The sequence below is a fragment of the Kitasatospora sp. NPDC048715 genome, assembly GCF_043198905.1.
Lineage (GTDB): Bacteria > Actinomycetota > Actinomycetes > Streptomycetales > Streptomycetaceae > Kitasatospora > Kitasatospora lactacystinica.
In genome coordinates this window covers 337,141-350,230 of sequence record NZ_JBICVH010000003.1, presented here as the reverse complement: position 1 = coordinate 350,230, position 13,090 = coordinate 337,141, and the positions used below count along the sequence as shown (strand labels likewise).

The following is a 13,090-nucleotide window of genomic DNA, read 5'->3' as shown; positions in this document are numbered from 1 at the left end:
CACACCCGACCGGATCGCCGGGCGAACAACCCGGTCCGGAAACCGGGCCCGGGCGCGATAGGGTTTCCTGCTGGGGCCTGTCTGACAGGCCCAGGAGAACTGCAAGGCGAGGGAGCGCGCAAAGGTGTCCGTGGGAGAGCTGGCCGGATTGCTCGTCGCCGTGTTCTGGGCGGTCCTGGTCACCCTGCTCGCCGTGGTGCTGGTCCGCCTCTCGCGGGTGCTCAAGGAGGCCGCCGTCCTGGTCTCCGCGGTCACCGAACAGGCCGTTCCGCTGCTGACCGACGCGGGCGCCGCGGTGCGCAGCGCCAACGAGCAGCTGGAGCGGGTCGACGAGATCACCGCCAACGTGCAGGACGCCGCCGCCAACGCCAACGCGCTCTCCTCCACCGTGGCCGCCACCCTGGGCGGACCGCTGGTGAAGGTCGCGGCGTTCAGCTACGGCGTGCGCAAGGCCGTCGCCCGGCAGCAGGGCGGCCTGCCGCCGGTGCCGGCGCAGGCCGGCGAGCGCGAGGAGCTGGCCAGGCTGATCCGGGCCGAGGTGCGCGCCGCGACCGCGCCCAGGAGCGGCCTGTTCTCCCGGGTCCGGCGCGCGGTGAGGGGCTGACGGCATGGTGCGACGCATCTTCTGGATGGCGGTCGGCGCCGGCGCCACCGTCTGGGCCATGAACAAGGCCAACGAGGCCGTGCACCGGCTCACCCCGGACAGCCTCTCCGGCACCGCCGCCCGCGGCGCGCTGCACCTGGGCGACCTGGCCAAGCAGTTCGCCCGGGACGTGCAGGCCGGCATGGCCGAGCGCGAGGAGCAGTTGAAGGACGACCTCGGGCTGCACGGCACCGCAGTGGCGGAGCCCCGCGGCGACCGCCGGTCCCTCCTGGGGAAGCGTTCCGCGCTGCCCCCCTCCGGCGAGCCGCAGTACCGAGCTATCTCGGCGGCGCCCGGTAGCCCGGCCGCCGCCCTGCCTCCGTCCCGCAGCTCCCGCACCACCCCCCGGACCACTGAAGAAACGCCCCGCCGCGCCCTGCCGCCGCGGGGCGGCACCCCGAACCGGAAGGACCACTAATGGAGTCGGCTGAGATCCGCCGCCGCTGGCTGCGCTTCTTCGAGGAGCGCGGCCACACCGTCGTTCCGTCGGCGTCCCTGGTCGCCGACGACCCCACCCTGCTGCTCGTCAACGCCGGCATGGTGCCGTTCAAGCCCTACTTCCTGGGCGAGGTCAAGCCGCAGTTCTCGCGCGCCACCAGCGTCCAGAAGTGCGTGCGCACCCTGGACATCGAGGAGGTCGGGAAGACCACCCGGCACGGCTCCTTCTTCCAGATGTGCGGCAACTTCTCCTTCGGCGACTACTTCAAGGAAGGAGCCATCAAGTTCGCGTGGGACCTGCTCACCACCCCCGTCGCGGACGGTGGCTACGGCCTGGAGAAGGAGAAGCTCTGGATCACCGTCTACAAGGACGACGACGAGGCCGAGCAGATCTGGCGTGACGTCATCGGCGTGCCCTCGGAGCGCATCCAGCGCCTGGGCATGAAGGACAACTTCTGGTCGATGGGCGTCCCCGGCCCGTGCGGCCCGTGCTCGGAGATCAACTACGACCGCGGCCCCGCGTACGGCGAGGAGGGCGGCCCGGCCGTCAACGGCGAGCGCTACCTGGAGATCTGGAACCTGGTCTTCATGCAGTACGAGCGCGGCCACGGCGACGGCAAGGACGGCTTCGAGATCCTCGGCGACCTGCCGAGCAAGAACATCGACACCGGCCTCGGCCTGGAGCGCCTCGCCGCCATCCTGCAGGACGTCGACAACCTCTTCGAGATCGACACCAGCCGGATGATCCTCGACCGCGCCGCCGAGCTCACCGGCCACACCTACGGCGCCGACCACAAGTCGGACGTCTCGCTGCGCGTGGTCACCGACCACATCCGCACCGCGCTGATGCTCGTCGGCGACGGCGTCACCCCCGGCAACGAGGGCCGCGGCTACGTGCTGCGCCGCATCCTGCGCCGCGCCATCCGCAACATGCGCCTGCTGGGCGCCACCGAGCCGGTGGCCAAGGAGCTCATCGACGTCGCGATCAAGGCGATGGCCCCGCAGTACCCCGAGCTGGAGAGCGACCGCAAGCGCATCGAGACGGTCGTCGTCGGCGAGGAGGGCGCCTTCCTCCAGACCCTGAAGGCCGGCACCAACCTGCTGGACGTCGCGGTCACCGAGACCAAGCAGGCCGGCGGCGCGGTGCTCTCCGGCGAGCAGGCGTTCAAGCTGCACGACACCTACGGCTTCCCGATCGACCTCACCCTGGAGATGGCCGAGGAGCAGGGCCTCCAGGTGGACGAGTCCGGCTTCCGCCGCCTGATGCAGGAGCAGCGGGACCGGGCCAAGGCGGACGCCAAGGCCAAGAAGATGGGCCACGCCGACGTCGCCGCGTACCGCGAGGTCGCCGACAAGTCCGGCGCCAGCGTCTTCACCGGCTACGCCCTCACCGAGGGCGAGGCCACCGTGGTCGGCCTGCTGGTGGACGGCGTCCCGTCGCCGGCCGCCTCCGAGGGCGACGAGGTCGAGATCATCCTCGACCGCACCCCGTTCTACGCCGAGGGCGGCGGCCAGCTCGCCGACCAGGGCCGGATCCGGCTGGAGTCCGGCGCGGTGGTGGAGATCCGCGACGTGCAGCAGCCCGTCCCGGGCGTCGTGGTGCACTCCGGCGGGGTGCTGTTCGGCGAGGTCGTGCTGGGCGCCTCGGCGTACGCCACGATCGACATCGAGCGCCGCCGGGCGATCGCCCGGGCCCACTCGGCCACCCACCTGACCCACCAGGCGCTGCGCGACGCGCTCGGTCCGACGGCCGCCCAGGCCGGCTCCGAGAACGCCCCCGGCCGCTTCCGCTTCGACTTCGGCTCGCCCGCCGCCGTCCCGGGCAGCGTGCTGGTCGACGTCGAGCAGAAGATCAACGACGTGCTGGGCCGCGAGCTGGAGGTCACCGCCGAGGTCATGACGATGGACCAGGCCCGCAAGGCCGGTGCCATCGCGATGTTCGGCGAGAAGTACGGCGACGAGGTCCGGGTCGTGACCATCGGCGACTTCTCCAAGGAGCTGTGCGGTGGCACCCACGTCGGCAACACCGCCCAGCTGGGCCTGGTGAAGCTGCTCGGCGAGTCCTCGATCGGCTCCGGCGTGCGCCGCGTCGAGGCGCTGGTCGGCACCGACGCGTACCGCTTCCTGGCCCGTGAGCACACCGTGGTCGCCCAGCTCACCGAGCTGGTCAAGGGCCGCCCGGAGGAGCTGCCGGAGAAGATCTCGGGCATGCTCGCCAAGCTCAAGGACGCCGAGAAGGAGATCGAGCGCTTCCGCGCCGAGAAGGTGCTGGCCGCCGCGGCGGGTCTGGCCGACTCGGCCGAGGACGTGCACGGCATCGCCGTGGTCGCCGCGCAGGTCGCCGACGGCGTGGGCGCGGACGAGCTGCGCAAGCTGGTCCTGGACGTGCGCGGCCGCCTCGGCTCGCGCCCGGCCGTGGTCGCCGCCTTCACGGTGGCCAATGACCGCCCGCTGACCGTCATCGCCACCAACGAGGACGCCCGCGCCCGCGGCATCAAGGCCGGCGAGCTGGTCCGGACCGCGGCCAAGACCCTCGGCGGCGGCGGTGGCGGCAAGGACGACGTCGCCCAGGGCGGCGGCTCCAACCCGGCCGCGGTCGGCGAGGCCATCGCCGCGGTGCGCGGCCTGGTCGCGGAGCGCGCCAGCTGATGGAGCAGGAGGAGAGGCCCTTCCGGCGTGGGCGGCGGATCGCCGTCGACGTCGGGGACGCCCGGATCGGGGTCGCGTCCTGCGACCCCGACGGGGTGCTCGCCACGCCCGTGGAGACCGTCCCGGCCGGGGTGAAGTCGCAGGCCAGGATCGCCGCCATCGTCGACGAGTACGGCGCGATGGAGGTGATCGTCGGGCTGCCGCGCTCGCTCAGCGGCAAGGAGGGCCCGGCGGCGGAGAAGGTCCGGGCGTACGCGGCCCGGCTGGCCGCCCGGCTCTACCCGGTGCCGGTGCGGCTGGTGGACGAGCGGATGTCGACCGTCACCGCGACCCACGGGCTGCGCGCCTCGGGGGTCAAGGCGAAGAAGGGCCGCTCGGTGGTGGACCAGGCCGCCGCGGTGGTGATCCTCCAGACCGCCCTTGAGTCCGAACGGGTGAGCGGACGCCCGCCCGGTGAGAGCGTCGAGGCGGTCGGCTGACCGGTCTGATCTAACGTCCCGTTTGAGGGGTCCGTGCGGACGCGTCCGCACGGACCCTTTTTCGTTCGCTTCCGTGTCCGTTATGGATCGATTCATATCGATTCATATTGATCCGGATCGATCCGGGACCGCCGAGGGGGCGCGAGCCATGACCGACCAGGACTTCCACCCGGGGCTCACGCCGGGGCATCTGGGCGCGCCGGTGCTGGAACCGGAGGGCCGTCCGCCGGGCGCGCCCCGCCCGCGCTTCGATGCGCCGGATCCGCACCGACGGCGCAACGGGCTGGCCTGCGGGCTCACCGCACTCGCGCTGATCGCGGTGTTCGGCGGGATCGGGCTGACCGGCTACACCTGGCTCCAGGCGCAGCGCAAACCCCCGGCCGCCGCCGACTTCGCCGGGCAGGGCACCGGCAGCGTGCAGGTCTCCGTCCCGGAGGGCGCCGGCCTCTCCCAGATCGCCTCCGCGCTGGTCCGCAACGGGGTGGTGGCCAGCTCGCTCGCCTTCACCCGGGCCGCGAAGGGCAGCGCGGCGGCGGCCGGGCGGATCCAGCCCGGGACGTACACGCTGAAGCAGAAGATGTCGGCCGCGGCGGCGCTGGCGATCCTGATCGACCCGGCCAACGCCAACGGCCTGACCATCCCCGAGGGCTGGCGCGGCTACCAGATCTACGCGGCCATCGACCGGAAGCTGAACCTGCCCGCGGGCACCGCCCAGAAGACCGCCCAGGACCAGGGCGCCGAACTCGGCCTGCCCGACTTCACCAACGGCAGCCCGGAGGGCTACCTCTTCCCGGCGACGTACAGCGTCACCGAGGGCACCACCGCCTTCGACCTGCTGAAGCAGATGGTGGACCGGGCCGGCCGGGAGTTCGGCCGGGACGACGCCACCGTGGTCGCGCAGAACCTCGGGCAGAGCGTGTACGGGCTGATCACCGTGGCCAGCATGGTCCAGGGCGAGGCCGACAACACCGAGGACATGGGCAAGGTGGCCCGGGTGATCTACAACCGGCTGGCCAAGGGCATGCCCCTGCAGCTGGACTCCACCATCAACTACGCGCTCGGCCGCTCGACCCTGAACACCTCGGTGACCGACACCAGGCTGGACTCCCCGTACAACACCTACCTGCACCCCGGGCTGCCGCCGAGCCCGATCTCCAACCCCGGGCGGCAGGCGATCCTGGCCGCGCTGGACCCGACGCCGGGGGACTGGCTGTACTTCGTCACCGTGAAACCGGGGGACACCCGCTTCACCGACAGCTTCGACGTTCAGCAACGCAACGTGGCCGAGTTCAACGCCAACCGGGCGGCGGCCAGGCCCAGTGCCCCGGACGCGGGCCCGTCCTCCCCGGCACCCTCCGGTCCGGGGGGCGCGGGCGGGGCCGGGGCGCCGTCCGGGTCCGGTGCGGGGACGCCGTGACGGTGTCGGGGGCAGCGTAACGGTGTTGTGTGCCGTCGGTGAGATCGCTCACTGACCGTGCGTCCGCCCGGGCGGGGGTAAGGCTGCGGTACGGTAACGTCTCCCTCCAGGCGCTGCGCTAGCACGCCGGTTCGAGAATCAGCCGGGACCGCGTCGTCCCGGACGGCCGGTTTGATCCTCCGGTCGTCACCGTCGGTTAAGGGGATCGATGACCGATCTGGGTGGGGGCTACGGCCCCCAGGGCGAGCCGTGGCACCCCGGTGATCCCGGGTACGACGGCCGGCAGCCGGTCCCCGGCCAGCAGGACGGCCAGTGGCAGCAGCAGTACCCGCAGCAGGGCCAGGCGGCCCAGCAGCAGTACGGGGACGTGCAGCAGGGGTACGCCCAGCAGCAGATGACGCCGCAGATGCAGCAGCAGATGATGGCGCAGCAGGGCTATCCGCAGCAGCAGGCGCAGATGCCGCAGCAGGGTTACCCGGGCGGTCAGCAGGGCTACCCCCAGCAGGTGCCGCAGCAGCAGGTGCCGCAGCAGGGCTACCCCCAGCAGGGGTACGCGCAGCAGCAGGTGCAGCAGGTGCAGCAGGGCTATCCGCAGCAGCAGATGCCCCAGCAGCAGGCGCCGATGCAGCAGCAGGGCTACCAACAGGGCTTCCCCGGCGGCCAGCAGGCCCCCCAGCAGCAGGCCCCCCAGCAGCAGGTGCCCCTGCCCCAGCAGCACGCCCAGCCCCAGCAGGACCAGTCCCAGCAGGCTCCCCAGCAGCAGCAGCAGCAGCAGCAGACGCCGCGGCGACGGCGGCAGCAGCCGGCGGCCCCGGCGCCCGCGCCGGCCTCCGGTCCGGGCCCGGACGGGATCGACTGGGAGGCCGAGGCCGCCGCGCTGGAGGCCGGCGCCGACCCGGTCGGTGCCCCGCGCGAGGCCGGGACGGACGAGTGGGACGGCCACCAGGACGTCCGCCACGAGGACGACGGCTACCTCGACGAGCACGCCGAGGCCGGGGACGCCGGCTTCCTCGGGGAGCAGGACGAGTCCCGCGAGGCCCAGAAGAAGCGCAAGGAGAAGGGCAAGAAGTCGGGCCGCCGCAACGGCGGTGCCTGTCTGCTGGTCGCGCTGGTGCTGCTCGGCGCCGTGGGCGGGGCCGGCTGGTGGGGCTACGGCTTCTACCAGGACCACTTCGGCCCGCCGGAGGACTTCACCGGCGAGGGCACCGGCTCCGTCCAGGTCGAGGTCAAGAAGGGCGCGGTCGGCGGGCAGATCGGCCTGGCGCTGAAGAACGCCGGTGTGGTCAAGAGCGTCGACGCGTTCTCCGCGGCCTGCAAGGCCGAGCCCAAGTGCGGCACCATCCAGTACGGCTACTACGGGCTGAAGAAGGAGATGCCGGCCGCGGCCGCGCTCAAGGAGCTGCTCGCCCAGGCGGGCGGCGCGGCGATCGTCGTCCCCGAGGGCAAGAACTCCACCGAGATCTACACCCTCATCGACACCAAGCTGAAGCTGCAGGCGGGCACCACGGCGGGCGTCGCCAAGGCCCAGGTCAACGACCTCGGCCTGCCGCCGTACGCCAACGGCAACATCGAGGGCTTCCTCTGGCCGACCCGCTACAACATCGCCGAGGGCATGAAGCCCGAGGACCTGCTCAAGCAGATGGTGAAGAACGCCACCGAGAAGTACGCAGGCCTGGACGCCCAGGCCGCCTCGGTGGGGCTGAAGACCGGCTACGAGGTGCTCATCGAGGCGAGCATCCTCCAGCGCGAGGGCAACAACCCGGAAGACTTCGCCAAGATGGCCAAGACCATCCAGAACCGGCTGGCGGCCGGCGGCGAGATCAACCACCGGCTGGGCATGGACACCACGCTCCAGTACTCGCTGAACCGCAAGGACCTCGACAAGAAGGACATGGACGACGCGTCCAACAAGTACAACACCTACATCAACCCGGGCCTGCCGCCCGGTCCGATCTCCAACCCCGGCGACGACGCGCTCAACGCGACGCTGCACCCGGCGGACGGGAAGTGGCTGTACTTCATCGCGATGTCCCCGACCCAGACCCGGTTCGCCGAGACGAGCAAGGAGCACTACGCCAACGTCAAGGAGTACTGCCAGTCGGCGGGGCAGGGCTTCGACGAGGCGCGCGGTCACTGCACCACCAAGAAGTAGCCACGGCCGGACGACAGTCCGCCAGTTCGCGGAGAGGCAGCGTTGACCAGCAAGCACCGGGCGGCCGTTCTCGGCTCGCCGATCGCCCACTCGCTCTCGCCGGACCTGCACCGGGCCGCCTTCGCGGCGCTCGGACTGGACGGCTGGCGCTACGACCGCTTCGAGGTCGACGAGGCCGGGCTGCCCGGGTTCGTCGCCGCGCTGGACGAGGCCGAGTGGGCCGGGCTGTCGCTCACCATGCCGCTGAAGCGGGCGGTCATCCCGCTGCTCGACGAGGTCAGCGCGACGGCCCGCTCGGTGGACGCGGTGAACACCGTGGTGTTCACCGCCGACGGTCGGCGCACCGGGGACAACACCGACGTTCCGGGGCTGGTCAACGCGCTGCGCGAGCGCGGGATCACCGAGGTGCCCGAGGCGGCCGTCCTGGGCGCCGGGGCCACCGCCTCCTCGGCGCTGGCCGCGCTCGCCCAGATCTGCACCGGCGAGGTGACGGTCTACGTGCGCAGTGCCGAGCGGGCCCGGGAGATGGCCGAGCTGGGCGAGCGGCTGGGCGTGGCCGTCCGCACCGCCGACTGGGAGCGCGGCGCCGAGGCGCTGGCCCGGCCGCTGACCGTCTCCACCACGCCGGTGGGCGCGACGGACGTCTTCGCCGACGCGCTGCCCGCCGAGCCGGGCGCGCTGTTCGACGTGCTGTACCACCCGTGGCCGACGGCGCTGGCCGCCGCCTGCGCCGGGCGCGGGGCGACCGTCCTGGGCGGGCTGGACCTCCTGGTGCACCAGGCGGTGCTGCAGAGTGAGGCCTTCACCGGGCGGACGCCCGGGCCGCTGGCGGCGATGCGCGAGGCGGGGGAGAAGGCGCTCGCCGGGCACTGAGCCCCCCGCGCCGAGTGGCGGGGGCACCGGTCGCGGGCCCGGCCCTCCGGCCGGGTGCCGGGCCCGTCCTGCGGCCGGTTCCCCGGGTGGTTCCCGGCCGGATGGTGGCCGGTTGCCGTCCGGCACGCGGACTGTGCCCCCAGGTGCTGCTGGGGCATGAAAGGATTCAGGCACAAGGCACGCCCGGGGCGGGCCCCGGCGGTGCCGAGGTCCGGTCCGCTGATGAAGGAGCTCCGTTGGGTACGTTGCGCTGGCTGACGGCGGGGGAGTCGCACGGCCCCGCACTCGTCGCGACGCTGGAAGGCCTGCCCGCCGGTGTACCGGTCACCACCGCTGTGGTGGCCGACGCGCTGGCGCGCCGCCGGCTCGGTTACGGCCGCGGGGCGCGGATGAAGTTCGAGCAGGACGAGGTGACCTTCCTCGGCGGCGTCCGGCACGGTCTGACCATGGGCAGCCCGGTCGCGGTCATGGTCGGCAACACCGAGTGGCCGAAGTGGGAGCAGGTCATGTCGGCCGACCCGGTCGACCCCGAGGTGCTGGCGGGCTTGGCCCGCAACGAGGCGCTCACCCGCCCCCGGCCCGGCCACGCCGACCTGGCCGGCATGCAGAAGTACTCGATCGACGAGGCCCGGCCGATCCTGGAGCGCGCCAGCGCCCGGGAGACGGCCGCCCGGGTCGCGCTGGGCGCCGTCGCCCGCGCGTACCTCCGCGAGGTGGCCGGCATCGAGATCGTCAGCCACGTGGTCGAGCTGGCCGCCGCCAAGGCGCCGGCCGGTGTGGTGCCGCTGCCCTCGGACGAGGCGCGACTGGACGCCGACCCGGTGCGCTGCCTGGACGCCGACGCCTCGAAGGCGATGGTCGCCGAGATCGACCAGGCCCACAAGGACGGCGACACCCTGGGCGGCGTGGTCGAGGTGCTGGCGTACGGCGTGCCGGTGGGCCTCGGCTCGCACGTGCACTGGGACCGCCGGCTGGACGCGCGGCTGGCCGCCGCGCTGATGGGCATCCAGGCGATCAAGGGCGTCGAGGTCGGCGACGGCTTCGAGCTGGCCCGGGTGCCGGGCTCCAAGGCGCACGACGAGATCGTCCCGACCGCCGAGGGCGTCAAGCGCACCTCCGGCCGCTCCGGCGGCACCGAGGGCGGCCTGTCCACCGGTGAGGTGCTGCGGGTGCGCGCCGCGATGAAGCCGATCGCCACCGTGCCGCGGGCGCTCCAGACCCTGGACGTGCGCACCGGCGAGCCGGCCAAGGCGCACCACCAGCGCTCGGACGTCTGCGCGGTGCCGGCCGCGGGCATCGTCGCCGAGGCGATGGTCGCGCTGGTGCTGGCGGACGCGATGAACGAGAAGTTCGGCGGCGACAACGTCTCCGAGACCCGCCGCAACGTGCAGAGCTACCTCGACAACCTGATCATCCGATGACCAGTCCCGTTGTGGTGCTGGTCGGCCCGCCCGGCAGTGGCAAGTCCACCGTCGGGCGGGTCCTGGCCGAGCGCCTGGGCGTGGGCTTCCGGGACACCGACGCCGACATCGAGGCGACCGTCGGAAAGCCCATCCCGGACATCTTCGTCGACGAGGGCGAGCCGCACTTCCGCGCGCTGGAGGCGGCGGCCGTGCGCGCGGCCGCCGAGGGGCACGACGGGGTCCTGGCGCTCGGCGGCGGCGCGGTGCTGGCCGAGGCCACCCGCGCGCTGCTGCACGAGCTGCCGGTGGTCCTCCTGGAGGTGCCGCTCGCCGACGCCGTCAAACGGGTCGGCCTGGACGCCCCGCGCCCGCTGCTGGCCGTCAATCCGCGGGCCCGCTGGCGCGAGCTGATGGAGGCCCGCCGCCCCCTCTACCTGGAGGTGGCCACCGCCGTGGTCGACACCGCCGGGCGCACCCCGGAGCAGGTCGCGGACGCCGTACTGGAAGCACTGGAGCTGAAGACCCCCCATGACTGACACCACCGTCAGGATCCACGTCGGCGGCAGCGCCGGCCACGACCCGTACGACGTGCTGATCGGGCACCAGCTGCTCGGTGAGCTGGCGCCGCTGATCGGTGCCCGGGCCAAGCGGGTCGCGATCATCCACCCGGAGGCGCTGGCCGCCACCGCCGACGCGATCCGCGACGACCTGGTCGGCGAGGGCTACGAGGCCATCGCGCTGCAGGTGCCCAACGCCGAGGAGGCCAAGAGCGTCGAGGTCGCCGCGTACTGCTGGTCGGTGCTCGGGCAGACCGGCTTCACCCGCAGCGACGTCGTCGTCGGCCTCGGCGGCGGCGCCACCACGGACCTGGCCGGCTTCGTCGCCGCCACCTGGCTGCGCGGGGTGCGCTGGATCTCCATGCCCACCACGCTGCTCGGCATGGTCGACGCGGCCGTCGGCGGCAAGACCGGCATCAACATCGCCGAGGGCAAGAACATGGTCGGCGCCTTCCACCCGCCGGTGGGCGTGCTGGCCGACCTCGGCACCCTGGAGACCGTGCCCAAGCACGACTACGTCTCCGGCCTGGCCGAGGTCATCAAGTGCGGCTTCATCGCCGACCCGGCCATCCTCGACCTGATCGAGGCCGACCCGGAGGGCGCGAGGACGCCGGCCGGGCCGCACACCGTCGAGCTGATCCGCCGGGCCATCCAGGTCAAGGCCGACGTGGTCTCCGGGGACCTCAAGGAGTCCGGCCGCCGCGAGATCCTCAACTACGGCCACACCCTCGGCCACGCCATCGAGCGCAACGAGCGGTACAAGTGGCGGCACGGCGCCGCGATCTCCATCGGCATGGTCTTCGCCGCCGAACTCGGCCGCCTGGCCGGGCGGTTGGACGACGAGACGGCCGACCGGCACCGCACCGTGCTGGCCTCGGTCGGCCTGCCGCTGAGCTACCGGGCGGACGCCTGGCCGAAGCTGCTGGACGCGATGAAGATCGACAAGAAGTCGCGCGGCGACCTGATCCGCTTCATCGTGCTGGACGGCCTGGGCAAGACCTCGGTGCTGGAGGGCCCCGACCCGTCGCTGCTGGTCGCCGCGTACGCGGAGGTCTCGGCGTGACCAGGGTGATGGTGCTCAACGGCCCCAACCTGGGCCGGCTGGGCAGCCGGGAGCCGGACGTCTACGGCGCCACCTCGTACGCCGGACTGGTCGAGCGCTGCACCGCGCTGGGCAAGGAGTTCGGCTTCGAGGTCGAGGTGCACGAGACCAACTCCGAGCAGCAGATGGTGGAGTGGCTGCACGAGGCGGCCGACGGGCAGGTGCCGGTGGTGATCAACCCCGGCGCGTTCACCCACTACTCGTACGCGATGCGGGACGCCGCGGCCCAGCGCACCGCGCCGCTGATCGAGGTGCACATCTCCAACCCGTACGCCCGGGAGACCTTCCGGCACACCTCGGTGATCGCCGCGGTGGCCTCCGGCACCATCGCCGGCTTCGGGCTCGGCTCCTACGAGCTGGCGCTGCGCGCGCTGGCCGAGCGGCTCACCACCCGCTGAGGGTACGGGCGGTGGCCCGGCGGCGGACTGTGCCCGCCGCCGGGCCGCCGTGTAGTGTCCCCGCTGAGAGGTGTCGGGAGGTGCCGTGACGCAGTACGCCGGAGGTGGGCAGGTCCCGCCGCGTCCCGTCGCTCCACCGGTGCCGCCGGGGGGCGGGACACGGGGGACGTCGTCGGGGGCGCCGCTCGCCCCTCCGTCCCCGCCGGTCCGGCCGGCGCCCGCGGCCCCCGCCGCTCCCGGGCCCGTCGCCCGTTCCGCCCCGGCCCCCGCGGCCGCACCCGTGCCGAGCGCCCCGGTGCCCGCCGGCGGCACCGGGCACTTCGTGCTGCCGTCCGGCGCGCCCGTCCAACTGCCCACCCACCCGCCGCGGCAGCACGCGGCCACCGGGCCGATCGCCGTCCTGCTGATCGGACCGGCCGGGGCAGGCAAGACCACCGTCGCCCGCCACTGGGCCGAGCGGCGGCCCACCCCGACCGCGCACATCAGCCTGGACGACGTCCGCGAGTGGGTGCAGTCCGGCTTCGCGAACCCGCAGTCGGGCTGGAACAACGCCTCCGAGGCGCAGTACCGGCTGGCCCGCCGCACCTGCGGCTTCGCGTGCCGCAACTACCTGGCCAACGGCATCTCCTGCATCATCGACGACGCCGTCTTCCCGGACCGCCCGGCGATCGGCCTCGGCGGCTGGAAGCGGCACATCGGCCCCGGCATGATCCCGGTCGTCCTGCTGCCCAGCCTGGACTCCGTCCTGCACCGCAATGCCCGGCGCAGCGGCAACCGCCGTCTCGGGGACGAGGAGGTCGCCCGCATCCACGGGCGGATGGCCGGCTGGTACAACTCCGGGCTGCCGATCATCGACAACTCCGCCCTGGACGTCGCCGGGACGGCCGCCGAGCTGGACCGCGTCATCCTGGCCCGGCTGATGGGCATCCCGGTCCGCTGAACCGCCGCCCCGGCCCCGCGGAGCCGCGCCCTTCCCGGT

At 73.1% G+C, this 13,090-nt stretch carries 12 protein-coding genes; all 12 read left to right on the top strand.

Features of this window, described 5'->3' with window-relative positions; genetic code table 11:
- Nucleotides 1–124: 124 nt before the first annotated feature.
- The 12 genes from ACGFSC_RS08240 to ACGFSC_RS08185 all read left to right on the top strand — a co-directional run bounded on the left by ACGFSC_RS08240 (nt 125) and on the right by ACGFSC_RS08185 (nt 13,051).
- A complete protein-coding gene (locus ACGFSC_RS08240) occupies nt 125–604 on the top strand; it encodes a DUF948 domain-containing protein (RefSeq protein ID WP_359897457.1) in 480 nt (159 codons plus the stop codon).
- A 4-nt stretch (nt 605–608) separates the two neighbouring features.
- Complete coding sequence (locus ACGFSC_RS08235; RefSeq protein ID WP_359897456.1) at nt 609–1,061, top strand: DUF6167 family protein; 453 nt, start codon at nt 609–611, stop codon at nt 1,059–1,061.
- Nucleotides 1,061–3,730, top strand: a complete 2,670-nt coding sequence (alaS, locus tag ACGFSC_RS08230) for an alanine--tRNA ligase (protein WP_359897455.1) — start codon at nt 1,061–1,063, stop codon at nt 3,728–3,730. The genes ACGFSC_RS08235 and alaS overlap by 1 nt, the downstream gene beginning before the upstream one ends.
- A complete protein-coding gene (gene ruvX, locus ACGFSC_RS08225) occupies nt 3,730–4,209 on the top strand; it encodes a Holliday junction resolvase RuvX (RefSeq protein ID WP_359897454.1) in 480 nt (159 codons plus the stop codon). Before alaS ends, ruvX begins: the two co-directional genes overlap by 1 nt.
- Nucleotides 4,210–4,357: 148 nt before the next feature.
- On the top strand, nt 4,358–5,626 hold the full coding sequence (gene mltG, locus ACGFSC_RS08220) for an endolytic transglycosylase MltG (RefSeq protein ID WP_359897453.1): 1,269 nt from the start codon (nt 4,358–4,360) through the stop codon (nt 5,624–5,626).
- A 208-nt stretch (nt 5,627–5,834) separates the two neighbouring features.
- A complete protein-coding gene (gene mltG / locus ACGFSC_RS08215) occupies nt 5,835–7,778 on the top strand; it encodes an endolytic transglycosylase MltG (RefSeq protein WP_359897452.1) in 1,944 nt (647 codons plus the stop codon).
- Nucleotides 7,779–7,820: 42 nt separating this feature from the next.
- On the top strand, nt 7,821–8,651 hold the full coding sequence (locus ACGFSC_RS08210) for a shikimate dehydrogenase (protein WP_359897450.1): 831 nt from the start codon (nt 7,821–7,823) through the stop codon (nt 8,649–8,651).
- Nucleotides 8,652–8,887: 236 nt separating this feature from the next.
- Nucleotides 8,888–10,072 carry a chorismate synthase gene (gene aroC, locus ACGFSC_RS08205; protein WP_359897448.1) on the top strand — a complete coding sequence of 395 codons (1,185 nt, stop codon included), beginning with the start codon at nt 8,888–8,890 and terminating at the stop codon, nt 10,070–10,072.
- Entirely contained in the window at nt 10,069–10,590 is a 522-nt protein-coding gene (locus ACGFSC_RS08200) for a shikimate kinase (RefSeq protein WP_359897447.1), read from the top strand. Before aroC ends, ACGFSC_RS08200 begins: the two co-directional genes overlap by 4 nt.
- A complete protein-coding gene (gene aroB, locus ACGFSC_RS08195; protein WP_359897446.1) occupies nt 10,583–11,674 on the top strand; it encodes a 3-dehydroquinate synthase in 1,092 nt (363 codons plus the stop codon). Before ACGFSC_RS08200 ends, aroB begins: the two co-directional genes overlap by 8 nt.
- Nucleotides 11,675–11,682: 8 nt before the next feature.
- Nucleotides 11,683–12,111: a type II 3-dehydroquinate dehydratase gene (gene aroQ / locus ACGFSC_RS08190; protein WP_049653999.1), complete on the top strand. Its 429-nt coding sequence runs from the start codon at nt 11,683–11,685 to the stop codon at nt 12,109–12,111.
- A 280-nt stretch (nt 12,112–12,391) separates the two neighbouring features.
- Nucleotides 12,392–13,051 (top strand): AAA family ATPase, encoded by a 660-nt coding sequence (locus ACGFSC_RS08185; RefSeq protein WP_380351174.1) that lies wholly within the window; start codon nt 12,392–12,394, stop codon nt 13,049–13,051.
- Nucleotides 13,052–13,090 lie beyond the last annotated feature (39 nt).